21 protein-coding genes are annotated in these 24,837 nt (G+C 60.8%); 16 read left to right on the forward strand and 5 right to left on the reverse strand.

The window, feature by feature from the left end; genetic code table 11:
* Positions 1 to 21 precede the first annotated feature (21 nt).
* Positions 22 to 2,697, reverse strand: coding sequence for an excinuclease ABC subunit A (locus AB6804_RS21895; RefSeq protein ID WP_370888250.1), 2,676 nt, complete (start codon positions 2,695 to 2,697; stop codon positions 22 to 24).
* Positions 2,698 to 2,961: 264 nt separating this feature from the next.
* Between AB6804_RS21895 and AB6804_RS21900 the strand changes: the two genes are divergently transcribed.
* Positions 2,962 to 3,237: a hypothetical protein gene (locus AB6804_RS21900; RefSeq protein WP_370888251.1), complete on the forward strand. Its 276-nt coding sequence runs from the start codon at positions 2,962 to 2,964 to the stop codon at positions 3,235 to 3,237.
* A 628-nt stretch (positions 3,238 to 3,865) separates the two neighbouring features.
* Positions 3,866 to 5,035, forward strand: coding sequence for a zinc-dependent alcohol dehydrogenase (locus AB6804_RS21905; RefSeq protein WP_370888252.1), 1,170 nt, complete (start codon positions 3,866 to 3,868; stop codon positions 5,033 to 5,035).
* A 489-nt stretch (positions 5,036 to 5,524) separates the two neighbouring features.
* Here AB6804_RS21905 and AB6804_RS21910 read toward each other — a convergent pair whose 3' ends face one another.
* From AB6804_RS21910 to AB6804_RS21920, 3 genes are all read right to left on the reverse strand, one after another.
* Positions 5,525 to 7,159 (reverse strand): ATP-binding protein, encoded by a 1,635-nt coding sequence (locus AB6804_RS21910; RefSeq protein ID WP_370888253.1) that lies wholly within the window; start codon positions 7,157 to 7,159, stop codon positions 5,525 to 5,527.
* A 47-nt stretch (positions 7,160 to 7,206) separates the two neighbouring features.
* A complete protein-coding gene (locus AB6804_RS21915) occupies positions 7,207 to 7,428 on the reverse strand; it encodes a hypothetical protein (RefSeq protein ID WP_370888254.1) in 222 nt (73 codons plus the stop codon).
* Between the two features lie 1,159 nt (positions 7,429 to 8,587).
* Positions 8,588 to 8,821, reverse strand: coding sequence for a hypothetical protein (locus AB6804_RS21920; protein ID WP_370888255.1), 234 nt, complete (start codon positions 8,819 to 8,821; stop codon positions 8,588 to 8,590).
* Positions 8,822 to 8,921: 100 nt separating this feature from the next.
* On the opposite strand from AB6804_RS21920, the gene AB6804_RS21925 reads away from it, so the two are divergent.
* The 14 genes from AB6804_RS21925 (at position 8,922) to AB6804_RS21990 (ending at position 23,345) form a co-directional block, all read left to right on the forward strand.
* Positions 8,922 to 10,661 (forward strand): putative bifunctional diguanylate cyclase/phosphodiesterase, encoded by a 1,740-nt coding sequence (locus AB6804_RS21925; RefSeq protein WP_370888256.1) that lies wholly within the window; start codon positions 8,922 to 8,924, stop codon positions 10,659 to 10,661.
* A 612-nt stretch (positions 10,662 to 11,273) separates the two neighbouring features.
* Positions 11,274 to 12,548 carry an MFS transporter gene (locus AB6804_RS21930; protein WP_370888257.1) on the forward strand — a complete coding sequence of 425 codons (1,275 nt, stop codon included), beginning with the start codon at positions 11,274 to 11,276 and terminating at the stop codon, positions 12,546 to 12,548.
* A gap of 195 nt (positions 12,549 to 12,743) precedes the next feature.
* Positions 12,744 to 13,673 (forward strand): LysR substrate-binding domain-containing protein, encoded by a 930-nt coding sequence (locus AB6804_RS21935; RefSeq protein ID WP_370888258.1) that lies wholly within the window; start codon positions 12,744 to 12,746, stop codon positions 13,671 to 13,673.
* Positions 13,674 to 13,794: 121 nt separating this feature from the next.
* Positions 13,795 to 14,298, forward strand: coding sequence for a hydroxyquinol 1,2-dioxygenase (locus AB6804_RS21940; protein ID WP_370888259.1), 504 nt, complete (start codon positions 13,795 to 13,797; stop codon positions 14,296 to 14,298).
* 71 nt (positions 14,299 to 14,369) lie between these two features.
* A complete protein-coding gene (locus AB6804_RS21945; protein ID WP_370888260.1) occupies positions 14,370 to 15,389 on the forward strand; it encodes a hydroxyquinol 1,2-dioxygenase in 1,020 nt (339 codons plus the stop codon).
* A 34-nt stretch (positions 15,390 to 15,423) separates the two neighbouring features.
* Positions 15,424 to 16,890, forward strand: coding sequence for an aldehyde dehydrogenase family protein (locus AB6804_RS21950; protein WP_370888261.1), 1,467 nt, complete (start codon positions 15,424 to 15,426; stop codon positions 16,888 to 16,890).
* Positions 16,891 to 16,897: 7 nt separating this feature from the next.
* A complete protein-coding gene (locus tag AB6804_RS21955) occupies positions 16,898 to 17,965 on the forward strand; it encodes a maleylacetate reductase (protein ID WP_370888262.1) in 1,068 nt (355 codons plus the stop codon).
* A gap of 29 nt (positions 17,966 to 17,994) precedes the next feature.
* Complete coding sequence (locus tag AB6804_RS21960; protein WP_370888275.1) at positions 17,995 to 18,876, forward strand: intradiol ring-cleavage dioxygenase; 882 nt, start codon at positions 17,995 to 17,997, stop codon at positions 18,874 to 18,876.
* A complete protein-coding gene (locus tag AB6804_RS21965) occupies positions 18,873 to 19,187 on the forward strand; it encodes a YciI family protein (RefSeq protein ID WP_370888263.1) in 315 nt (104 codons plus the stop codon). Before AB6804_RS21960 ends, AB6804_RS21965 begins: the two co-directional genes overlap by 4 nt.
* A 174-nt stretch (positions 19,188 to 19,361) precedes the next feature.
* Positions 19,362 to 19,730, forward strand: coding sequence for a Rieske (2Fe-2S) protein (locus AB6804_RS21970; protein ID WP_370888264.1), 369 nt, complete (start codon positions 19,362 to 19,364; stop codon positions 19,728 to 19,730).
* A 297-nt stretch (positions 19,731 to 20,027) separates the two neighbouring features.
* Complete coding sequence (gene wrbA / locus AB6804_RS21975; protein WP_370888265.1) at positions 20,028 to 20,630, forward strand: NAD(P)H:quinone oxidoreductase; 603 nt, start codon at positions 20,028 to 20,030, stop codon at positions 20,628 to 20,630.
* Positions 20,631 to 20,730: 100 nt separating this feature from the next.
* Positions 20,731 to 21,144: a DoxX family protein gene (locus AB6804_RS21980; RefSeq protein ID WP_370888266.1), complete on the forward strand. Its 414-nt coding sequence runs from the start codon at positions 20,731 to 20,733 to the stop codon at positions 21,142 to 21,144.
* A 253-nt stretch (positions 21,145 to 21,397) separates the two neighbouring features.
* Positions 21,398 to 21,745, forward strand: a complete 348-nt coding sequence (locus tag AB6804_RS21985; RefSeq protein WP_370888267.1) for a hypothetical protein — start codon at positions 21,398 to 21,400, stop codon at positions 21,743 to 21,745.
* Positions 21,746 to 21,776: 31 nt separating this feature from the next.
* Positions 21,777 to 23,345, forward strand: coding sequence for a methyl-accepting chemotaxis protein (locus AB6804_RS21990; protein WP_370888268.1), 1,569 nt, complete (start codon positions 21,777 to 21,779; stop codon positions 23,343 to 23,345).
* Positions 23,346 to 23,917: 572 nt separating this feature from the next.
* On the opposite strand, the gene AB6804_RS21995 is transcribed toward AB6804_RS21990, so the two are convergent.
* On the reverse strand, positions 23,918 to 24,661 hold the full coding sequence (locus AB6804_RS21995; protein WP_370888269.1) for an SDR family oxidoreductase: 744 nt from the start codon (positions 24,659 to 24,661) through the stop codon (positions 23,918 to 23,920).
* Positions 24,662 to 24,837: the final 176 nt, after the last annotated feature.

The raw sequence follows: 24,837 nt of genomic DNA on the forward strand, positions 1-24,837 counted from the left end.
TCAACTCACCCGGCACTCACGTCACACAGCTTCGCGAAGATATTGCGCCGTGCGGCTCTCCGCATGGCGCGCAACGACGTGCGGCTCGCCCGCCACCACGATGCTGCCGCCGTCCTCTCCCGCCCCCGGACCAATGTCGATGACCCAGTCGCTGTCAGCCGCGACCCGCATGTCATGCTCGACGACGACTACGGTATTGCCCGCATCGACGAGTCCTTGTAACTGCGTCATCAAACGGTCGACATCGGCGGGGTGAAGGCCGGTGGTCGGTTCATCGAGGATATAAAGCGTGTCGGCGTGATGCGCACGCTGCAATTCGGTCGCGAGCTTGATGCGCTGCGCCTCGCCGCCCGATAGCTCCGTCGCGGGCTGACCGAGACGCAGATAGCCAAGTCCGATATCTCGCAACACGGTGAGCGCGCGCATCACAGCGGGCTCGGCGGCGAAGAAGGCGCATGCGGTATCGACGCTCATGGCAAGCACGTCCGCGATATTCTTGCCGTGCCATTCGATCTCCAGCGTCTGCGGGTTGTAGCGCGATCCGTGACACGTCGAGCATGAGGTAAAGACGCTCGGCAGGAAAAGAAGCTCGACGCTCACGAAGCCCTCGCCCTCGCACGTCGGGCAACGGCCCTGTGCGACGTTGAACGAGAAGCGGCCCGCGCCGTAGCGGCGCTTGCGCGCCGCCGATGTATCGGCGAAGAGTTTGCGCACATGATCGAACAGGCCTGTGTAGGTCGCGAGATTGGAGCGCGGCGTACGGCCGATCGGCTTCTGATCGACCCGCACGAGGCGCTTCACGGTCTCCATGCCCGCGACGATATGTCCGCCCGCAGGCGTCTCCACGCGCGCGAGCAGCGGGTCCTGATCTTCATCGCCGCCATCGTCGAACAACCGGCCCAGCCGCGCGGCGACGAGTTCGGGCAGCGCCTGACTCACGAGGCTCGATTTGCCGGAGCCGGAGATGCCGGTCACGGTCGTGAAGCAGCCAAGGGGGAAGGCCACATCGATGCCATGCAGATTGTTCCGTGTGATGCCCGCGAGCCGCAACCAGTCGCGCGCCGCACGCGGCCGGCGCCGCGAGCGTGAACGCGTGGCGAACAGATGCCTCCGTGTCTGCGATGCCTCGATCGCGGCGAGTCCTTCCGGCGGCCCGCTATAGAGGACTTCGCCGCCCGCTTCGCCGGCTGCGGGGCCGACATCCACGAGCCAGTCCGCGCGCCGCATCATATGCAGATCATGTTCGATGACGAAGAGCGAATTGCCCGCCGATTTCAGCCGCTGCAAGGCGACGAAGAGCGCTTCGCTGTCGGCCGGATGCAAACCGGCGGAAGGCTCGTCCAGCACATAAACGACACCGAAAAGCTGGGAAGCAAGCTGAGTCGCAAGCCGCAAGCGCTGCAACTCGCCCGATGAGAGCGTGGGCGTCGCCCGATCGAGCGAGAGATAGCCGAGCCCGAGATCAGTGAGCGTGACGAGGCGCTCCAGCAAATCAGCTGCGATGCGCTCGGCGGCTGCCCGTTTCTCGCCCGACAGGTTGGGCGTTCGCCGCACATCGGGTGCCGCTTTGTGCGCCGAGCCGCCGGCAGCCACCCGTTTCGCCGTCGCTGCACGCCGCGCTTTCTCGTTCAGCACGTGGCTGTCGGTATCGGTATCGGTCTCGGGCCACACACCGCGTGCGATGGGCTCGAGAAGCTCGGTCAGCCGGGTGAGCGGAAGCCGCGAGAATTCCGCGATATCGAGTCCGGCGAACGTCACCAGCAGCGCCTCTTGCTTGAGCCGCTTGCCTTTACATGCAGGGCAATCGCTGCCGACCATGAAACGCGAAACCCGCTTCTTCATCAGTGCGCTTTGCGTATGCGCGAATGTGTGCAGGACGTAGCGTCGCGCTCCGGTGAACGTTCCCTGGTAACTCGGCTCTGCGCCGCGTTTGAGCGCCGCTTTCGTCTCCTTCGGTGTAAGGCCCGCATAAACCGGCACGGTCGGCTGTTCGTCGGTGAAGAGGATCCAGTCGCGATCCTTCTTCGGTAGATCACGCCACGGCTTGTCCACGTCGTAGCCCAGCGTCACGAGGATGTCACGCAAATTCTGACCGTGCCACGCGGGTGGCCACGCGGCGATGGCGCGCTCGCGGATAGTCAGGCTATCGTCGGGCACCATCGATTCTTCCGTGACCTCGTAGACGCGTCCCAGGCCGTGACACACCGGGCACGCGCCCTGTACGGTATTTGGCGAAAAGTCTTCGGCGAAGAGCATCGGCTGCCCGGGCGGATAGCTGCCCGTGCGAGAGTAGAGCATGCGCACGAGACTCGACAGCGTCGTTATGCTGCCTACCGAGGAACGCGCATTGGGCGCGCCGCGCTGCTGCTGAAGCGCAACGGCCGGTGGCAGACCCTCGATCGAACCGACTTGCGGCACGCCGACTTGCTCGATGAGACGGCGCGCATACGGGGCGACGGATTCGAAGTAACGGCGTTGCGCCTCGGCGTACAAAGTTCCGAACGCCAGCGACGACTTGCCGGAGCCGGATACGCCCGTGAATACAACGAGCGCATCGCGGGGAACATCGACATCGACGTTCTTGAGGTTATGCTCGCGCGCACCGCGAACGCGCACGAAGCCCGCTCGTGATGTGCTCCGGGCATCGTCGCCCGTGGACGACCGTTTAGTGTGCAGTGTCTTGTTTCTGGCATCCATCGATGGGGCGTGCGTCACTCAGAGGGGCATGATCAAAGGGCACCGTCAGCATGCCGCGTGCCATTGCAGCGACTCTTTTCTGCAATGAGTCAGACCGCCTTGCCTGGATAACTGGATCTTACGCATCACGTCACGATAATACGACGGTCGACCGGCCGCAGCTACGCGCTGATGCATGCTGCCCGCCTACGAACGCATCGCGCTCGAACGCAAGTCCATGAAGCGGCGTGGCCGTGCGGACGACATCGCCGCATCACGGTACGCATGCCCGACGCACACGCCAGAACACCGAACTTGGCTGCGACAGTGCTGGCAGTACACGATCGCATTGTTAGCGCCGCATTGGTGGCCGTCAGGGCTATCTCACTGCGCGGCGCGGTCCTGCGCGACGACGAGGCGCGTTCACGACGCTGCAACTCTGACGTCGAATATGTACGCTCCGGCGTCGCGATCTGTCATGGCGATGCAGATGTGGACGGCTACACCCGCGTAGCGTGGGGCAATCGGCATCTGCTGATAGCGGCATACCATGAGCGGTAGCATTACAAGTCGTTAGGTAATCTAACCGATACTGGCATGGCGATGCGCGCTCGTGATGGCGCGTGCAGCCATCGCCATGCCCGCTTCGGCATCGGGCTTTCGCTTGCACTGAATTGGTGACCGTTCGCCAACCCATGAACGAGAAACCGCCTGGAGATACTTCAAGACGGCTTGCCCGATCTACTAGCCAATGATCAAGACGCTGCGCACCATCCTGCGCTTCATTGTCTGCTTACATAGCCCGCATCGGCGGGCGAGGAGGAAGCTTGTCGAGGACAACGAAGCGCAGCAATGCCAGCACTTGCGTTGCGAGCTTTGTCGAGAGTGGCAAGCGCGCTCGTGGGCCGTGTTACCGAGTCACGGGTTGTCTATTTCGTGCTCTATCGGAGATAACACCGGCGTACGTCGTGCAGCCGCTTATAGCCGTCTTGCCGACATGGACACCGACGCAAATCCACCGTCTGCCGGAACGCCGCCTAACCGCCGATGCCTGCGTTAAGACCTACCGCAAAGCACGTGCGCCTGAACGGTATGGGCAATGCTACTTGCCTTGCGGTTGCCGCGTCGCAGCCTTGCGAAGATGATGACCGCGCGCGCTACAACCGCTTACTAACGATGGAGGGTAGCAATGAGAGCGCTCATCTGGGCAGGCAAGAAGGACATTCGGTGCGAGTCGGTTCCGGACCCCGTCATAGAACATCCCCGCGATGCAATCATCAAGGTAACAACCTGTGCGATTTGCGGCTCCGACCTCCATCTGTTCGATGGGTTCATGCCGGGCATGGAGTCGGGCGACATCATGGGCCACGAATTCATGGGCGAGGTGGTCGAAGTCGGCAATGAGAATAGCGCGCTGAGTATCGGTGACCGGATCGTTGTTCCATTCACGATCATCTGCGGCGAATGTGACCAGTGCAAGCGTGGCAATTTCTCGGTCTGCGAACGGACCAACCGGAATAAGGAGACCGCGGACAAAGTCTTCGGCCATACGACGGCGGGTCTATTCGGTTATACGCATCTCACGGGTGGGTATCCAGGCGGACAGGCCGAATACGTGCGAGTGCCGTTCGCAGACAGGACGCACGTGAAAATTCCCGACGGCCTCACCGACGAGCAGGTGCTCTTCCTGGGTGATATTTTTCCGACTGGCTGGCAGGCCGCGGTGCAATGCGACATCGAGCCGACGGATACGGTCGCGATATGGGGCGCCGGCCCTGTCGGCCAGATGGCGATACGCAGCGCCGTTCTACTCGGTGCGAAGCAGGTAATCGCAATCGACCGTGTGCCCGAGCGGATCGCGATGGCGCGCGCGGGCGGTGCGACCGTCATCAATTTCGAAGAAGAGAGCGTCGTGGAACGCCTCGGCGAGCTGACGCAAGGCAAAGGACCCGAAAAGTGCATCGACGCGGTCGGCATGGAGTCGCATGCGACGAGTTCGGTCGATGCCATGTACGATCGTGCCAAGCAGGCGGTGATGCTAGAAACGGACCGGCCGCACGTACTGCGAGAAATGATCTACGTCTGCCGTCCGGCGGGCACGCTGTCGGTACCGGGGGTGTACGGCGGTCTTATCGACAAGATTCCGTTCGGCGCCTCGATGAACAAGGGCTTAACGTGGCGCATGGGCCAGACTCATGTCAACCGGTGGACGGACGACCTGCTGCGACGCATTCAGGATGGCCAGATCGATCCATCGTTTGTGATCACGCACACGGTCCCGCTTTATCAGGGACCTGAGATGTACAAGACATTCCGCGATAAGGAAGATGGCTGCATCAAGGTTGTGCTGAAGCCTTAGCCGAAGGGATCGCCGCCCCGCGTCGATGGTTGGTCGTTGCAACGTCCGTTCGCTATACATTTTTCGGCGTGTCTCTGGGAGCGTGACAGGTCGCGGCAATAGTTCGCGGTTTTCTCGATTGGAGGAATCGCCGACTTGAGCGAAGGCGAGCATCGAATGTCGTGGGGAGCATTTACGACCTGCTTTACCGGTCGGTTGCTTTGCCGACACTGCTTCCTGTGTCACCGTCGCCCGGCCGGCGAGTTGCAATATGCGGCTCGCCGCGTCGTCGATCGACTGGCAACCACGCGCGCTGTCGGGATGGCTGGACGACGAAGCGCCGGGCATCGGATCGCAGGCCGGCGCGAACTTGATCAGGCTGCCAGCGTCTGCTTTGGATCTTCGTAACATCCACGTCTTTCAACATCCGTTCATCAGCGTTTCTCGCGCTTCCAGAGCAGCGAAGCGCGATTCACCGAAGAGCAAGCCGTCACGACTTGCCTCGTTGGATCAGGGCGCCGTATCCGCAGTCTCGATAGCCTGACTGAGTTGCCCGACATCGACCGGCTTGGTGAAGTGGAAGTCGAACCCGGCGTCCGCTGTGCTCGCCCGGTCCTGCGGCTGACCCCATCCGGTGATGGCAATGAGCGTCGCGTCGCTTGTCGAGGGCGTTGCCCGGATCCGGCGAGCGACGTCGATTCCGCTCATCCCGGGCAATCCGAGATCGAGCAAGATCACGTCCGCGCTGTAATCGCCCAGGAGGTCGACCGCCTCTTCGCCGGAATAGACTGTCCGTACTTCGTGTCCTTCCATTTCGAGGAATGTCGTCATTGCGTCAGCTGCATCGACATTGTCATCAACGACCAGGATGCGATGCTTCGGAACCGACGAACGATTGGCAGGCGCAGCGCGCGCCGGAACCGGCGGTGGCAACACCCGGGACGTTGCCGGAAGATGAATCGAAAAGCAGCTCCCCCGGTTTTTCCCGGCGCTTGCGGCGGTCAGGCGGCCTCCATGCAGCTCGATCAGCGATTTGGACAGCGCGAGTCCGATACCGAGACCCCCTTGCCGGTGTTGGTCACGATTCACTTGCGAAAACATCGCGAAGATGGCCGACAACTTGTCAGGCTCAATGCCGATCCCATCGTCCGCGACCGACAGGACGATTTCGCCGTCATCTGCTGTGGCCGTGAGTTCAATGCGCCCACCCGGTGGCGTGTACTTCGCAGCGTTCATCAGCAGGTTAGCCAGCACCTGCGCCAGCCGGAGCCGGTCTGCCTCGATATGCAATGGCCGTGCGGGCGGCTTGATGACAAGCTCCTGGCCTTTGCCTGCGAGGATCGGCCTCGCTACCTCGACGGCTTCTTCGACAACCTCTCGAAGCGCAACGGCCTCTTTACGCAGGTTCAGCGCCCCGCGCGTGATGCGCGACACGTCTAGCAAGTCGTCAAGAAGCAGCGCCATCGCGGCCGACTGCCGGCGCAGCACGTTGATGCACCAGCGCCTGCGTTCCTCCTTCAAGCCTGTCTGTTCGAGTATCTCGGCGACCTGTCTGATTGGCGCCAACGGATTGCGCAGTTCGTGCGCGAGCGTCGCGAGAAACTCGTCTTTGCGGCGGTCAGCCTCCGAAAGAGCCTGTTCGGCGCGCACGCGGGGCGTTAGGTCAACGAACCAGGCCACGACCGAACCTTCCAGCGACGCTGCGACGACGTGGAACCACTGCTCGCCGCTTTCGCCTTGAACCTGTACGTCGAAGGCCTGGCGTCCGGGGCGCTCAGCGAGCGGCGCGAGTCGCTCGAGCAAAACGTTTGCATCCCACCCGGTCGGACGCACATACGAGGTCGAACTGCCGACCACGACGCCGGCGGTCTGGTTGAATAACTGGGCGGCGGCCTCGTTCAGATAGTCCCATCGAAGTTCTGCGATGCGGCCTTCGCACACAACCGGCGTGAGGATGAAGAACGGCACGCCGGCGCTGTTCAGGGCCACGTCGAACCGGTGCCGCGCGTCGCGCTCGACTTGCAAGAGGCGATCTGCTGCATCCTGCGTAGCCGCTTCGGCTCTTCCTGCGCGCCGGGCCACCTTAGCGAGCTGCTGCCCAGCCGCGACGAGAAGTGCGCCGACCATCGCGTACGCCAGCAGCACGATTTGGTCGTCCCGCTGGGGAACTTCAAAACTGCCAATAGGCCGCATCAGAGCGCGCCGAATGCGATGCCGCTTAAGAGAAGCAGCGATCCCGACCACGCGCCGAATAGCACCGTGATCAATGGAAGCGTGGCACTGAAAAAGAGAAATGTGAGCCGTCCGTGGGCAAGCAATGTCAACGCCTGTTGAGCCAGCAATACTATGGCTGTAGATGCGATACCCAGTAATAGGCGCTGTTTGGGTGGATATTGCGCGATGCGAACGATCATGGCTTCGTCTCGACTCGTCTAATTGCTTTGCTTCGCATTATGCCGTTCCTCGCGCATGTTTACTCGTGGCCGCCCAGTGGTTGCAATGACAAAAGTGGATGCGCATGTATCGGAAACGCCATTGGCGATGACGAACCGTTGCGTGTGATGCGACGCAGTTAATCTCTTTGCAGTAGCGGCCTGACCGCGCTTTACGTCTTTACGTACTGCCGCCGCTTTGAACCGCCGAACCTCGCCGATTGGCCTGTTCGTCTGCCTGTTTGGTCCAGAGTGCGCGGAGTTCATGGCGTCGCAATGCTAATGCAGTCGTTGGACAACGCCCCGGGCCATGTGACCAACAAAAAAAAGCGCCGGCTCCAGTTCAGGAGCGGCGCTGAAAGTTCGTCTCAATCCGAATGCCGTGACGAACCTGAGAGACGTAATTTTAGGTCCATGACGCCACCGCTTCTAATACCGACTTTTGATGTGAGGAATCATTTTTTCTTATATCAGGGTTATCATCTATTACATCTTTCTTACATGCTCGGGTTAATTTTCCGCATAGCGCGCGCAGTGTTCGCGGAATCGAGGCGCCGGGCGCGTCCGCCGGCACTTTCGCGAAGCGGATCAGGCGCTTCTGCCGTCCGCATGAGCTCGACACGCTGCTTACCCGGTTGCGAAATCAGACCTCGCCCGATGAACGTCACTTGTCCTTTAGTAGCGCGCGGTTCAGTTTCCAAGGCAGGGGCCGTTATTCCGTTAGCCCCACCGCAGTAAGAAACACTGACGGAATGTAATGCCGAGGACCTCGTTGTGAAGAAACGCTGCCTTTCACTGATCTCCCGTTTGCTCTCCATGTTGGCCTTCCAGTCCCTGACGCGATCACACGCGTAACTTACGGGTCGACGACCGCCATTTGGACATAGAAACATGCGTCGCATATGATCGACTGCATTGTCAAGGCGAGTGAATGGTATGTCAGCGAATTCTATGGCCGGCACTCGGTGCAAGCCAAAGGCTTCAAAGCATTCGCCCAGTCAGCTATGGCTATAGCGGCTATTTAGCGAAATACGACTACGGCGGGAGAATAATCACGCACGGCAAGTAAAGCGACGGAATTGAACGAGTCATTGAAGCTATTAACCTGAAGGGCAAAGCCACGCAGCGAATGCTGCGCTTGTCAGGCTGGCCCCGGCGCGGCCACGTCGATGCAGAAATAACCGGCGCACTTGCCAAGCGCGATGTTCGTATTCAAGTCCTTGCAAACAGCTGAGCCGGCAATGCAGAAAAAGAGCAGCCAGTGCACGGGAGCCGCAGACCAAGGCAGCAGCGCGTGCGAAAAGGAAAACGGAAAACCAATGATGAACCGTACGGAACACGTCGAGCTGTCGCTCGCGGGCGACTGGTCCGCCATTTAACCTAGTCTCAAATCGTCGACGTCCAACTGACCCGAGATGCGAAGACAAAACTCCCTAGACGCTCGACCTCGGGCCAAATCACATCTAGAAGGCACGATGAAGCATAACAACAAGCAATCCGTGCGCCGGCGGGACGTGTTTCGCTTCACTGGCGAGCATGTCCACAGAGGCAAAGGCGAGGGCGACTTTCAAGTGCTCGATCACATCACAGACGGAGTGATGTTGCTCGACCGGCAGTGGATGTTTCGCAACGTCAACCGCACCGCTGCGCAACTGCTGCAGCGTTCTCCGACGGACTTGATCGGTCGCGACATCTGGGCGGAATACCCCGACCTGATCGGGTCGGGGTACGAAAAAGCGTATCGCGAGGCGGCCGAGACCGGCTTGCCCTGCACCGTGACCGAGTTCTACGCGCCGCTCGATACCTGGTTCGAAGCGCGGGTATTTCCCTGCGAGGGCGGCATCACCGTGCTGGTCCGCGATGTCACCGAAGCGCGCGCGATGTCGGAGCGCCTGTCGGACCAGGCCTCGCACGATGCGCTCACCGGCCTGATCAACCGGCGCGAACTGCTGACGCGTCTCGGCGAACTCGTCGATGAGGGCACCGCCGCTTCCGTCGATCTGCTGTTCATCGACCTGGACCGCTTCAAGGAAATCAACGATTCGTTTGGCCATGCGGCGGGAGATGAGGTTCTGTGCGTGATCGGCGAGCGTCTTTCCGGCTCGATCGGCGAGCGCGGCCACGCCTCGCGCATCGGTGGTGACGAGTTCGTGGTGTTTCTCGTAGATGCGCCCGAAGGCGAAGCGGAGCGCGTCGCGAGCGACTTCATCGTACGCATGCGAGAGCGCATCGAGACGCCGTCCGTGCGGGCGTCAATCAGTGTGAGCATCGGCTTGGCCCGCTACCCGGTGTCGGCGGCAAACGCCGACGAGCTGCTACGCAACGCTGACACTGCGATGTATCACGCGAAGCGCATGGGCGGCTCACATGTGTGGACGTTCGGTGAGGAGGACGCGAGGCGTCTCTCAAATCGTCTTCGACTACGCGCAGACCTCGAGGGTGCGAGCGCGACCGGCCAGTTCCAACTGTATTACCAGCCACAACTGAATCTGGTCACGGGCTCCATGTATGGGGCGGAAGCACTTGTGCGATGGAACCATCCTGAACTAGGACTCCTTGCGCCAGGAAATTTCCTCGATGTCCTGCTCGAGTCTTCAGCCTACGAGGCGACGGGAAAGTGGCTGATCCACCTTGCGTTACGCGAGGCGGCGCAATGGCAGGTGGCGGACCGCATGCCGTATAGGGTCGCCGTCAACCTCTCGGCTACGATGGCTCAAGACTGCGATCTTGCTGCGTTGGTCCAGGAAGCAGCCGGGGCCGCGGGCGTATCCGCCTCGGTTCTAGACATTGAAGTGACAGAGGCGGTCATCGTGAGCGACTTCGAAGCCGCTTCGCGATCGCTTGCGGCGGTCCGGAAGCTCGGCGCGACCGTCTCACTCGACGATTTTGGCACAGGCTATTCAAGCCTCTCGTATCTTACGAGGTTGCCCGTCGACCGCATCAAGATTGATAAATCGTTCGTGCAGCAGCTCACCGTTACTGAGACCCGTCGGCAGGCTCGCGTGATGATCGAAGCGATGGTGGCGCTCGCTCGCGCGCTTGGCATGCAAACGGTCGCCGAAGGCGTTGAGAGTGCGGAGCAACTCGCGCTGATACAGAAGCTCGGATGCGATGCGGCGCAAGGATACTTCATCGGCAGGCCAGTGCCAGCTGACGCATTGAACCTATCGAGAAGATGTAGCTTGTTGCCCGCGCACACGTGGTCGCCGTCATAAAGCGGTGGCTGCTCCTGTAAGTCCATAGAGTTTCGAGGATGGTACTGCTTAAACCTGCTATCGAGCCATGCGGGAGCAGGCCTCCCGACAATTAATTTGGACCATGAATTAATAGAGATGAAGTCCTGAACTGAAATTCAGTTATGTCCCACAGGGGGCGAGGAAGATTCGCGTTCGCACCGTCTTTTGTCAGACAGGCGTCGTTGTGACTCGTGGTGCCAGTTGGCTTCGGGCCGCTTAAGGCGATCGCTCAATGGATACTCCGCACGCTCGCACCAGTATTCGCGCGTCTATCCGGAGAACCCCCAAGTAGCTGACAAAGAGCCTCTCAACAACCGCTCGGCGGTATCCGCATGGCCATTCCAAGCGCCATCCGGCCCGGTCGTCACGATTCTTCGTGATTCGCGAATGAGCCATTCGTCGATCCCCACGTTTTATGCGAAGGGCGCTTGAGCCACTCTTACAGTGTCGGCGACGACAAGCTGCAAGACGTCACCATCGCCGGATCGAGAGCAACCAGCACTTAATGAACCGCGCGTGGACATTCTGCGCACCTAGCGCCGGCCGGACACCTCCGCGCACGGCTGCCGACGGTTTAAACAGGAGACATCGATGAATGCGAAACAGTGGGATACCTCCTACGAATGGAAAGCCGTGACGCTGCTTGCGTTGGGCTTTGGCTTAGTAGGCCTGGACCGGTGGCTTATCGCACCGCTTTTCCCTTCCATCATGAGAGACCTGCATTTGACTGCGCAGGACGTCGGAAACTGCATCGGCATACTGGGCCTGTCGTGGGGTGTCTTCGCTGCTTTGATGGGCGGCATCTCCGACAAGGTGGGACGCCGCAAGGTGCTCATTCCGGCGATCATCATTTTTTCCTTACTATCGGGCTTTTCCGGTGTGGCAGGTGGCCTTGCGAGCCTGCTGGCTGTGCGCGCGCTGATGGGTGTCGCCGAAGGCTCGTTTTGCCCGACGAGCTTTGCAGCGACAGCCGACGCCTCGCATCCTAAACGCCGTGGCTTCAACCTCGGCCTTCAGCAAAGTGGCTTCGCGCTGTTCGGCCTCGCACTTGCGCCGATCATTGCTACGCAGTTGCTAGGCGTGATGACGTGGCGATGGGTGTTTGCACTGGTTTCGATTCCTGGGCTGATCCTTGGCCTGCTGATGTACCGCGTCATTCGCGAACCTCAGGCAACGCGCGTGACTTCCGCACCGCATTTCCACGCCAGTGCGCAGCCGCCACGAGGCAACTGGCGCGACGTATTCAAAAGCCGCAACATTCCCATCGCCATGACCGCTCTGTTCTGCGCGATGACGGGCGTCTTCGTGCTCGGCGCCATGCTGCCGCTCTATCTGACTGACTACCTCAGGCTGGACACGCAGCGAATGGGCGTTGTGCTGTCGGCAATCGGCTTCGGCGGATTCGTCGGTCAATTTTGTCTGCCGGGACTCTCCGATCTGGTCGGACGTCGCCTTGCCAGCATCGTCGGCTTTACGGGCACCGCGGCGATGCTGTATGTGTTTCGCGAACTCGGCGCGCAGCCGGTCGCGTTGTTCGCCGTGTTGTTCGTCGCGTCGTTTTTTACGCTGGGACTCGTGTCGTTGCTGTCTGGACCAGTCGCCACGGAGGCCGCGCCTGTCGGCATGGTGTCGACTGCTATCGGCATCGTGGTCGGTGCGGGCGAGATCTTCGGCGGTGGCATAGCGCCCGCGCTCGCCGGTTTTGTGGCTACGCGGTTCGGCATCCAGAATATTCTCTGGTTGCCTATCTGTGCGGTTGTGCTTGGCATCGGCGTAAGCTTGCTGCTCACGGAAACCGCACCCGCCAAACTGCGTCGCCATCATGGGACTGCGATGAAACTTCCTGTGGCTGGGCAGCCCGACTAATTTGTTCCTATTCATCGCCTAGAGGTGCCGACGCTTCGCAAGAGGCGAGGCACCCTGGTGCGTTTTTATCACTTACCGTAACCGACTGACGGCGGGTCCACGCCGCGTTCGCGCTCGTGCAGATCGCAGTAACCGATGCAAATCCGCGCGTCGCCGGAGCTACACTGGCTGCACGACACGGGCGGAAGGGACAACATGGATCGCTTTCTCAGCATCGAGGCGTTTGTGCGAGTGGCTGAAACCACGAGCTTCGCGGAGGCGGCGCGCCAACTCGGCGTAACTAGCTCCGTTGTCACGAACCGAATCCAGCAACTGGAGAAGTTTCTCAACGCGCCGCTATTTCACCGCAGTACGCGCCACGTGCGGCTGTCGGATGTCGGTGAAACTTTCTATCGCGAGTGCGCGGAAGTCGTGGGACGCGTCAACGAGTTGACAGATCAGATGCGCGAACTGCGTGCGACGCCCACCGGACGCTTGCGAATCCAGATGTTGCCCGGTTTTGCGCTAGGTCATTTCGGCGCATCACTGGCTGAATTCAACCGGCGCTATCCGGCGATTCAGCTCGATGTAATCGTCAATGACCGCGTCGTCGATCCTATCGAAGAGGGCTTCGATGTCGCGTTCCAGATCTTTCCACCGATCTCCGAATCACTCATTGAGCGGCGTCTTTTTACGGTACGACGGCTGTTTTGCGCTGCGCCTTCATATCTGGACGAGCATGGCGCACCGCAACATCCTCGCGAACTACTCGACCATACAACGGCGCTCTACTCGGGCTATCCATCGCGCAATCGCTGGACAATGAAGCGCGGCGAAGAAGTCTTCGAAATGGAGTTGCCCGGCATGATCCGTTCGAACTCCGTGCATCTGCTGCGCGACTACGCTCTCACGGGCGGAGGGGTGGTCTGTCTGCCGACGCTGGTGGCGAGTGCTGCGCTGCTGGATGGATCGCTCGTGCCCATTCTGACTGACTATGCGCTATCGCCGCTGAACTTCGCGGCGGTCTACCCGGCTACTCAGCGGCAGGCTTTGAAGGTAAAAGCCCTCGTTGAATTTCTGGCCGACCGGCTCGGCCCTGAGCCCGGCTGGGATCTGCCGCTGATCGAGCGCGGCTGGGTCAGCTAATGCAGACTATGCCGGGGATTATTCGCGAATCGCAAACGCCGTAATCGCGCACGGTCCGCTTGTTGTCATCCTGTTGTACTCATAAAGTTGGATCTAACAACTTTTCCAACAGGAGACAACGATGACAGAGACGTCATTTCATACCGTCCTTGGCTCGCTCGACAACTACCGCAAGGGCGACATCGAAATCACCAGTGGCTCCGCACGCCACTACGTTTTTTCCAACATCTTCGAAGTCGCAGCGCACTCCGCCTCTTACGAAAAAGTCGTGGTCGGCAAGAACCTCGACTATGTCATCGAGGCATTGCGCACGGAAGGAGAGTCGCCGTGGTTCGCCTGTACACACGACGAGTTCGCCATTCTGATGGACGGTGAAGTCCGCATCGATTTCATCAAGCTCGCTGAACCGCCGCAGAGCAGCAAGGGCACCGTGCTCGCAGCCGCGTCGGGCGAGCAGCCGGCCGGCCGCGCGATGGGTCACATCGTGTTGCGCCGGGGACATCAGGCACTGCTGCCGGCCGGCTGTGCATATCGCTTCAGCGCTTCCAGGCCGGGCGTCGCGCTCGTCCAAACGATGCTGGGCGAGCTGTCCGTAGAGAAGTGGGCCGACATCTGCCTGCACTGACACGCCGTCACCGAGACGGCGCATTGGCATTCGTCAGAGCCGACCATCAGAACATCATCAGGAGACTTCACATGGCTAGCCTCGAAACCTTCGATCATCCGGTTGACTTCGCCGCCCACACGGTGCGCGCGAGCGAACCGGACGCGGTGACCGGCTATCGGCGCTTTACGCTTGGCGCGTTCGAATTCATGCGCGACGAGTATTTCGTCAAAATCAACTGGCCCGCGAAGGGTCAAACCCGCACGCACGCCGTGCCCGCCGATGCCTTCCTGCGCGCGATGATGCGCGACGTAGCCTGGGGCTTCTTCTACGGCTGGGTCAACTTCGACCACGTATTCGGCACGCGCAATCACTACGGCAAGGTCGATGTGTACGCCGGGTCCTTCAACGGCATCATGAAAGACGCGGGTGTGGACTATAGCGAAACGTTCGAGACGCCCACCATCATGGCGACGTTCAAGGCGATCCTGCACGACTGGACCAACGAAGGTTTCGATCCGTTCGCCGCTCCCGAAGAAACCGGAACCGCGTTTGGCCGCAAGCACGGCGACAACGACGCCGCCATCGAGCGCACGCGCATTGCTACGCGTCGCATGCCGGGACTCGAAGGCGACTCGCCGTTGCGCGACGATCTGCCGGTGAATCGCGCGTTTGCGGACGTGCCACAGGACGAACCGGAGGTTCACGTCGAACCGGGTTTCGAGGGGCAACTGCACGCGTTCAGTCTCTTCAAGTACCTGTCGCGCTCTGACGTGACGTGGAATCCGTCTGTGACGTCGGTGTGCGGCCCGAGTCTCTTTTGCCCGACCACCGAGGAATACATCCTGCCGGTTTTCCATGGCAATGATCGGGTCGAATGGTTCCTTCAACTGTCGGACGAGATCGTCTGGGATATCGGTGACAAGAACACCGGCGCGCCGCGTGCACGCATCACGATGCGGGCAGGCGACATTTGCGCGATGCCGGCAGATATCCGCCACCAGGGCTATTCAACGAAGCGCTCGATGCTGCTCGTCTGGGAGAACGCGACCCCCAATCTGCCGAAGCGTTACGAAACCGGGGAACTCAAGCCCTATCCGGTTGATTTCTGAGCCGCCGGCTTCTGGTACCACCGAGGATTTCTCCATGCAAACCCAGCTTTTCATCGACGGCCGCTTCACCGATGCAGTGGAAGGCGGCACCATCGACGTGCTCAACCCGCACGACGGCTCGCTCATCACGAGGATCGCGGCGGCCACGGCCGCTGACGTCGATCTTGCCGTTGCTGCCGCTACGCGCGCCTTTCCGCAGTGGTCCGCCACTTCCGCTGCCGAGCGCGGCCGCCTGCTGCTGCGTCTCGCCGATGCCATCGAGGCGAATGCCGAAGAACTCGCTCAACTTGAATCGCTCGACACGGGCCACCCGATCCGCGATTCCCGGGCACTGGACGTGCCGCGCACCGCGGCCTGCTTTCGCTACTTCGGCGGCATGGCCGACAAGCTGCAGGGCTCGGTAATTCCCGTCGAAACCGGCTTTCTGAACTATGTGCAGCGCGCGCCGATCGGTGTCGTCGGCCAGATCGTGCCGTGGAATTTCCCGCTGATGTTCACGAGCTGGAAGATGGGTCCCGCGCTCGCAGCCGGCAACACCGTCGTGATCAAGCCGTCCGAGATCACGCCGCTCTCTACGCTGCGCATCGCCGAACTGATGGCGGAAGTGGGCTTTCCGGCCGGCGTCGTCAATGTCGTGACGGGCTATGGCCATACGGCCGGCCAGCGGTTAGCGGAGCACCCGGGCGTCGGCAAGATCGCCTTCACCGGGTCGACCGCGACAGGCCGGCGCATCGTCCAGGCGTCGCAAGGCAACCTCAAGCGCGTGCAGCTGGAACTGGGCGGCAAAGGCGCCAACATCGTCTTCGAAGATGCAGATCTCGACGCCGCCATCAACGGCGCCGCGTGGGCCATCTTCCACAACCAGGGCCAGGCTTGTATCGCAGGCTCGCGCCTCATTCTCAACGAGCGCATCGCCGATGAATTCCTCGAACGCTTCGTCGCGCTGGCCGCATCGGTCCGGGTGGGCAATCCGCTCGATCCCGAAACGGAGATGGGCCCACTGACTTCGCGCGAGCACCTCGAGCGGGTCAAGGCGTTCGTCGATGTGGCGCGCGAGCAGGGCGGGCGCATACTGACTGGCGGCACCGCACCGCAGGATGCGTCGCTGGCAGCGGGGTATTACGTGCGGCCCACGGTGATCGAGGCCAGGACGCCGCAGGATCGGGTCGCGCAGGAAGAAGTATTTGGCCCGTTTGTAACGGTGCTGCGCTTCAAAGACGACAACGAGGCGCTGGCGATCGCCAATAGCACCGAGTACGGGCTGGGCAGCGGCCTGTGGACACGTGACCTCTCACGTGCGCATCGCATGGCGGCAAAGATCAATGCGGGTATGTGCTGGATCAACTGCTACAAGCGTGTCAATCCAGGTAGCCCGTTCGGTGGCGTGGGGCAGTCGGGCTATGGCCGCGAGATGGGCTTTGAAGCAATGCACGACTATACGGAAGCCCGCTCGGTGTGGGTCAACGTCGACGGCAACGTGCCGCCGCACTTCAAGCGCTGAGGCCGTCATGGAGCGGTTCGTCTATCAGGGCATGCCTTCGCGCGTGGTGTTCGAGTGGGGCGCGCTCGCACGGTTACCCGAGGAAATCGAGCGTCTCGGCGCCAGGCGCGCGTTGATTCTTGCGACGCCGGAGCAACAGCAACTGGCTGACCGCGTCGCCCGGGACCTCGGCACGCGTGCGGCGGGCGTGCACGCGCAAGCCGTCATGCATGTGCCCGTCGAGGTGGCGCGTGCCGCACGCGATGCGGCCGCCGCGCTCGATGCGGATTGCTGCGTGGCGGTCGGCGGCGGCTCGACCATTGGGCTGGGCAAGGCGATCGCCCTCGAATCGCCGCTGCCGATTGTCGCGGTGCCGACGACCTATGCGGGCTCGGAAATGACGCCGATCTTCGGACTCACTGAAGGGCGTCTCAAACGCACCGGGCGCGATCCACGCGTGCTGCCGCGTACGGTGATCTACGATCCGTCGCTCACGCTTTCTCTGCCTGCGGCGATCTCGGCCGCCTCTGGCGTCAATGCGCTCGCGCACGCGGTGGAAGCGCTTTACGCGGAAGACGCCAACCCGGTGATTAGCTTGATGGCGGAGGAATCGATCCGCGCACTAGGCGAGGCGCTTCCGGTCATCGTGCAGCGGCCCGGCGACGCCACGATGCGCAGTCGCGCGTTGTATGGCGCATGGCTTGCGGGCACGTGCCTCGGCTCGGTAGGCATGGCGCTGCATCACAAGCTTTGCCACACCTTGGGCGGCACGTTCAACCTGCCTCACGCGCAAACCCACGCTGCAATGCTTCCTCACACGGCGCATTACAACCATGCGGCCGCCCCCGAAGCGCTCAGACGAGTTGCCCGCGCACTTGGAGGATCTCACGCCGAGCAGGCCGGACCGCTGCTGTTCGCGCTGAACCGCAAGCTCGGCATTCCGGGCGCGCTTGAGGCGCTCGGCATGCCGGAACCGGGCCTTGACGAAGCGGCCGATCTCGCTTGCAAGAACCCGTACGCGAATCCACGCCCGATCGAGCGCGAGGCAATCCGAGCACTCTTGCAGCGTGCCTGGAGCGGCGCGGTACCGGTCTGAGCGCCATGACGACGATGACGGAGGTGGATATGCTTGCTGACAAGGAAGGACCGGAACCGAGTTTGACCGATCAGGTCGTGGCGAGCTTCGCAGCTACACCCGACGAGCGTCTGCGCACGGTGATGCAGAGCCTCGTGCGGCACCTTCACGCGTTTGTCAACGAAGTCGAGTTGACCGAGGCTGAATGGATGGCGGCGGTCCAGTTCCTGACCGCGACGGGCAAGATGTGCGATGACGTGGTGCGACAGGAGTTCATCCTGCTGTCGGACACACTGGGCGTGTCCATGCTGGTCGATGCGATCAACCATCGATACGCGACAGGCGCGACCGACAGTACCGTGTTCGGCCCGTTCTACATTGACGGTATGCCCGAGCGCCAGTTTGGAGAAAATATGGCGCTCACGTCCGGGACACCTGCGCTGGTGCATGGCCGTGTCCTGACGACGGATGGCGAACCCATAGCGGGCGCAGTGCTCGATGTATGGCAAACCGCCGAGAATGGCATGTACTCGGGCCAGGACACGGCGCAACAGCATGGCAACCTGCGCGGACGATATCGCACTGACGCCAGCGGCTGCTACGCGATCTCGACGATCGTGCCGGTCAGCTATCCGATACCGACGGACGGTCCGGTTGGGAAGATGCTCGAAGCAACGGGACGGCATCCGTGGCGTCCGGCCCATATGCACTTCATGATTGACGCACCAGGCTTTCGCACCCTGGTCACCCATCTATTTGACGAAGGCGACCCGTTTCTGAGCTCGGACGCGGTCTTCGGGGTCAAGCCGTCGCTCATGGTGGCATACCGCGAGCGACCGGCGAGCGATGCGCTCGCGCGTCAATTCCGCTTTGACGGCGCCTTTCGCGAAGCGCGCTACGACTTCGCTCTCGACCGGGACCTAAAAGAATGAGACGCTATTTCGCGGTTTTTGCTACCGATAAATCAGGAATGCGTGACGTTCGCGAGCGTGTGAGACCGCTTCACAGAATGTACCTGAGGAACGCTGCTTCTCAGCATGGCGTCTTTGTGCGACTCGGGGGTCCAACGCTTGCCCCTCAATGCGATGCGATGAACGGAACGCTATTGGTAGTCGAGGCAGAAGGAATCAACGACGTCATGGCGTTTATTGGAAACGATCCTTATATGCAAGCAGGTCTGTTCGACCGCGTCGAGGTAAGACCATGGGACTGGAGTTTCGGCAATCCGGAGCACCGCCTCTGACAAAGAGTCTGCCGAGCAGGTGCTTCGCTGCAAGACGCACGATTTGATGGCAAGTCGTCAGGTAAGCCACTGCCTCTTGGCGTCAACAAATTTCGGCGGGCGCGTTCGAGGTCGAAAGCTCGAGGGTCGCTTGCGGGCTCGACCCATGTGCGGCTTCCATCGGAAGGCTCACTTATGAAACCAGTGACTACAAATCGCACGTTCTTGGGCGCGCTGACCTCTATTCCCGATGGAGGCGCAAAAGAATTTCGTGAAGGATTGCTCATCCTGCGTCGGGGAGACGACGCGTGGGCGTATCGCAATGTATGTCCGCATTTTTCTGTGCCGCTTAATTATGAAGCGGACATTTTCTGCACTTACGAGAGCCGAGTCTTGATGTGTGCACACCATAGCGCGATGTTTCGTTTCGAGGACGGACTGTGCGTCGATGGTCCATGCAGTGGTGCGCGTCTCACACCGGTTGCAATAACTATTCACGACAACAAGATTTTCATCGACGAAGGAGGGGACTGGAATGATCGGAACGAGAAAAACGGCGCATGAAGTTTCACTTAGTATCGTGTGTACAACGGCCGTGTGGCGGTGAAGCGTTGCCAGCTTTCCAAGGACGACGATGCCTCGGTACGAAATTAATATGTCCAGTCGTTCCTGCGACGAGCGAGACGTTGGGTCGCTGATGTACTAGATTGAACCCGCGTGCCGTCGATGTATCACCAAACTGATTGATGAACCCGCGGCTTCGTCTGTGCGTCCCGCGCAATGTGGCGGGGACTGACGCGGAGTTGCATGATATGTCTTGGCCGTTCGACTCCTCGGACGACCCTCATTCCAGGAGCCATCATGACGAGAATACTCGTTCTTTATTATTCGATGTACGGTCATATCGAAACGATGGCCGACGCGGTGGCCGAGGGCGCGCGCGCCGTTCCCGGCACCGAGGTGACGATCAAGCGCGTACCGGAAACGATCCCCGCCGAACAGGCTGCTGCTTACGGGGTCAAACTTGACCAGAAGGCGCCGGTCGCGACACCCGATGAACTGGCCGATTACGACGCCATCATTTTCGGCACGCCAACGCGCTTCGGCAATATGGCAGGACAAATGCGCACATTCCTCGACCAGACCGGCGGGCTGTGGATGAAAGGCGGTCTTATCGGCAAGATCGGCAGCGTTTTTGCATCGACAGGGACTCAACACGGCGGCCAGGAAACCACCATTACTTCGTTCCATACCACCCTGCTGCATCAGGGCATGGTGATCGTGGGGGTGCCGTACGCCTGTGCGGGTCTTACCAACATGAATGAAATCACTGGCGGTACGCCCTACGGCGCAACTACGCTGGCCGGCGCTGATGGCAGCCGGCAGCCGTCACAGAACGAACTGGAGATCGCGCGCTATCAGGGCAAGCATGTTGCCGAACTCGCTGCAAAAATCGCTGGATAGCCGCTAGCATGAGGGGAGCGGCGAAACAACGCTCCCATTCTCTAAATCTTGGGGCTATCCCCGCGTCAGCGGCGGCACCCCGTTTCAAACGGGAACGATCATGCGATATACCCTCTTCGAGCGACGCAAAGACGAACTCGTCCTGGTTGCGCGTGTGCTTCTGATGGTCCTGTTCATTATCTTCGGCTGGAGCAAGCTGACGGGTTTCTCAGGCACGATCGCTTACATGGCGACAGCAGGCGCGCCGTTTCCCGCGCTCTCGGCCGTGATTGCTGTCGTAATGGAGTTGTTCGTCGGGCTTGCGATTGTCGTCGGATTCTATACTCGTCCGCTCGCGTTTCTGTTTGCGTTGTACACGCTAGGCACAGCGCTCATCGGTCATCATTTCTGGACGATGGCCGGCGCAGAACGAGCCGCGAACATGATCAACTTCTACAAGAACGTCAGCATCATGGGCGGACTGCTGCTTCTGTGCGTAACCGGACCCGGGAAGTACTCGATGGACAGGAAGTGATGGCTCGCACTGCGCGGCGTCTCTTCTACCGTCGTAGGATGCTGTCTGTGAACGACTCGGTGCGGGCGGCCAAGACGAGCAACAAACGCTTCTAGCGGTCATCGCATCATTCGTGCTGTCGATCGAAGAGATGCGCCTCCAGACGGCGGGTGTCGTTCGCAGCGCACGTGACTTCGACTGAACTCCGTCCGCGCGGACGAGCGCTGTGAGACAGCTCAACTCAGCCGAAGCCGCCGGACGTACTGGAGCGGAGGTGATCTCGCCCAGCATCTCGACAAGCGCTCATGGCGATCACGAGCGCCACTACACCGCCGCCGTTGAGTTCATGCATGTCATCTTTCGGAACTGGCTTGCACCTGCGATGACGCTCGTCGGCGGATGCCTGTTCGCGTCGACTTGCCGGGAAGAACGCTCGCTGACACTGTGCTGCGCCGAGCACGCGCTGTTCGGAGGCCTCATCTCTCCGCCTGGTCTCGATCGTTATTCCTTCGTCCGGCACCTGACGCAAGCACGATGCGGGCAGCAAGCTCAACACGTTACTTTCGACAGATCGCCCTCCGGGCTTGAGTTTCTTGAGAAACAGCCGATAAGACTCCTGTGAACCCGCGTAAACCGTTTTCGTCGGACCTTCCATGAAACTCAGCCTTAAAATCCCGTTAGCTTTTGCAGCCGCGCTGCTTTTTATGTTCGCCGCCGCACTCTACGGCGTTTTCGCCCTTGATCAGTCGATCGACGCTTACAGGACAGTAGTCGCTCGCAACGTCGCACAAGAACGCATGGTGTCTGCGACGCTCGTCGCGTTCAAGCTGCAAGTGCAGGAATGGAAAGACACGCTGCTTCGCGGAAAGGACCCCGCCAAGCTCGACAAGTACTGGACGGCCTTTCAATCGCGCGAAGCGACGGTGAATAAGCTTGCCGATGAACTCAAGCGGACGTTGCCCGCTGGCGAGAGTCGCGAATTGATCGAGCGGTTCGCGACAGCACATCGCGCGATGGGTGAAGGTTATCGCCGCGGCTTCGAAGCGTTCAAGGCGCAGGGCTACGAACCGTCGGCCGGCGACAACGCCGTAGCAGGCGTCGACCGCGAACCGGCGGCATTGCTGGAGCAATCGGCAAAGAAGATTGCCGCAGACAGCGCTGAAGTGTCCCAGGCGGCAGACCGGGCCGGTGAACAGGCCACCGTCATCAGCATTACCCTGATGCTGGCGGTCCTCGTGCTTGCATCGATCGGCGGCTATCTCTTCAGCCGGTCGGTGTCGCGTCCGCTAGCGCGTGCGCTTGGATGTGCACAGGCAGTCGCAGCAGGCGACCTCTCGCTTGATTTCCATTCAGACGGCAAGGACGAGATCGCGGCATTACTGGTCGCGCTCAAGCACATGCAGTCGAGTCTGGCGAGCGTCGTGAGCAAGGTGCGCCTGAACGCGCACAGCGTCGCAACGGCAAGCGCGCAAATCGCCTCGGGCAATCTCGATCTTTCGTCGCGCACCGAAGAACAGGCGGCATCGCTGCAGCAGACTGCGGCCAGCATGGAAGAGATCACATCGGCAGTACGACAGAACGCCGACCATGCGGCGGCGGCATCGTCGCTGGCGGGGTCCGCGTGCGAAACCGCGGCAAGCGGCGGGCAGATGATGGAGCGTGTCGTCGAAACGATGAACGGCATCTCCGAAAGCTCGGCGAAAGTGAGCGAGATCATCTCGGTCATCGACACGATCGCGTTTCAGACCAACATTCTCGCGTTGAACGCGGCTGTGGAAGCCGCGCGAGCGGGCGAAGAAGGGCGCGGTTTCGCGGTCGTCGCCAGCGAAGTACGGGCGCTCGCGCAGCGCAGCGCGGCGGCGGCGCGAGAGATCAAGTCACTCATCGAGCACTCCAGCGAGCGTGTCGAGACGGGCTCGGCGCTCGTGCGCGATGCGGGAAGCATCATTGCGGACATCGTGACTTCGGTGCAGCGCGTGACAGGGGTCGTCGGCGAGATCACGTCGGCTTCGCAAGAGCAGCGCACCGGTATCGAGCAGGTCAATCTCGCGGTGACTCAGATGGACCAGGCTACACAGCAGAACGCGGCACTGGTCGAGCAGGCATCCGCGGCGGCTCACGCGCTGGCGGAGCAGGCCGGCTCGCTGCGGGACGCGGTGGCGGTGTTCAGATTGAGGGAAGATGCGCATGTCGCACCGCACCGCGCGTTGGCCGCAGCGTAACGTAGTCAGTGGAACGGAGCCGGCGGATGCCGGTCCCGTTCCGACTCAAGATTGGCGGAGACAGTCTCCACCTTTGACCATGCCGATAGCGACGCATTAAACATTTAGCCGCCACGCAACACATTGTGGTGAGTTGCAGAATTGCTCAGATAACGGCCCTGCTTGACGGGAAGTTTCTGGCTGGTTTGTGCGCCATTCCTTTCGATCGATCCTGAGCGTGAACTGAATGATCAGGCCCGTGTAGTGCACCGAGTCGCCTATGACAAAGGCGGCATTCCAGTTTCGGTTGACGACGTTTCTATGGCGGCGGCTGCCGGACCGCCGAGGGGTCGAAGTCTCCGGCAGGGAACTAAACGCTCTTTCCAGTGTTACCTGCAAGCACTGGCCAGTGACGAGCTTGGCCGGCGATCGATCCTACTTCGTTATCAAGCTGATGCGGCGCAGGGATGAGCGATGCAAGAGGCCACCAGTGAACGCCACGACTCGCTGCGATGGTGAAGAGCCAGACCTGAGCACGAATATCGACGACCAATCATATCGGCATCCTAACGTCTTTCGCTGATGTTCAACGATTAGACGAGACGCGCACCACCGTCAATGTTCAGCGTCGCGCCGTTCATAAAGCCATTCGACATTAGAAAGACGACACCCGCACCGGCTTCGCCCGACGTGCCGAGGCGGCGCAAAGGAAGCGTTTGTTTCAGCCGGTCGACGACAGAGTCACGAGCATTACCCAGTGCCTTATGCAGAATGGGTGTATCGATTGGGCCGGGTGACAAGGTGTTGACGCGGATCGGCGCAAGCTCTAGCGCAAGGCCTCGCGCAAAGGCTTCCATGGCCGCCGATGCTGCGGCAAGGATAGCGGTTCCGTAGGCGTTCGGACGATCCGCGAGACTTCCTGAGATAAACGTGATCGAGCCATCGCTGCTCAGTCGATCGCCCAGCGCGCGGATCACGTGTACAGCTGCCCAGATGCGCTCATCGAATGCCTGCCGAAGATAGTCCACGTTAGTGTCTCGGACCTTGCCAGAGACGAAGGTCCCCGCCAGTAGGACGAGGTGGTCGATGGTAGGTATGTCTTGCACCGCTAGTTGGAGGGCGTTTGGGTCTGTCACGTCAGCGGCCCGCCATCCGGCGAAACCGTGGTCTGCTGCTGCCTGTTCTGCGGCAGCCGCTGTCCGACCAACCACGATAACCTGCGCGCCGGCGTCCCTGGCCTGAAGGGCGGCTTCCAGTCCGATCCCGGATGTGCCGCCAAAGACAAGTACGTTCTTTCCCGCCAGGACTGATTGATGTCGCTGCGCTGCTTCACTCATGACTCTTCTCCTGTTGACTGACGCAGGTCTGCGTCGATGGAAGAAGATTAATTCGCGATGACGAGCTTGATAATGAGCCTTGCTTTCGCTTTAATAGTGGGCAGCCTCAAATCTGAAGTGCAACACCCGTTTCGTATAAGGTGTTGCGATGCACGAAAGAACTCAGTATCAGCAGC

Origin of the sequence: Caballeronia sp. RCC_10, from assembly GCF_041360715.1 — a bacterium.
GTDB classification, from domain to species: domain Bacteria; phylum Pseudomonadota; class Gammaproteobacteria; order Burkholderiales; family Burkholderiaceae; genus Caballeronia; species Caballeronia grimmiae.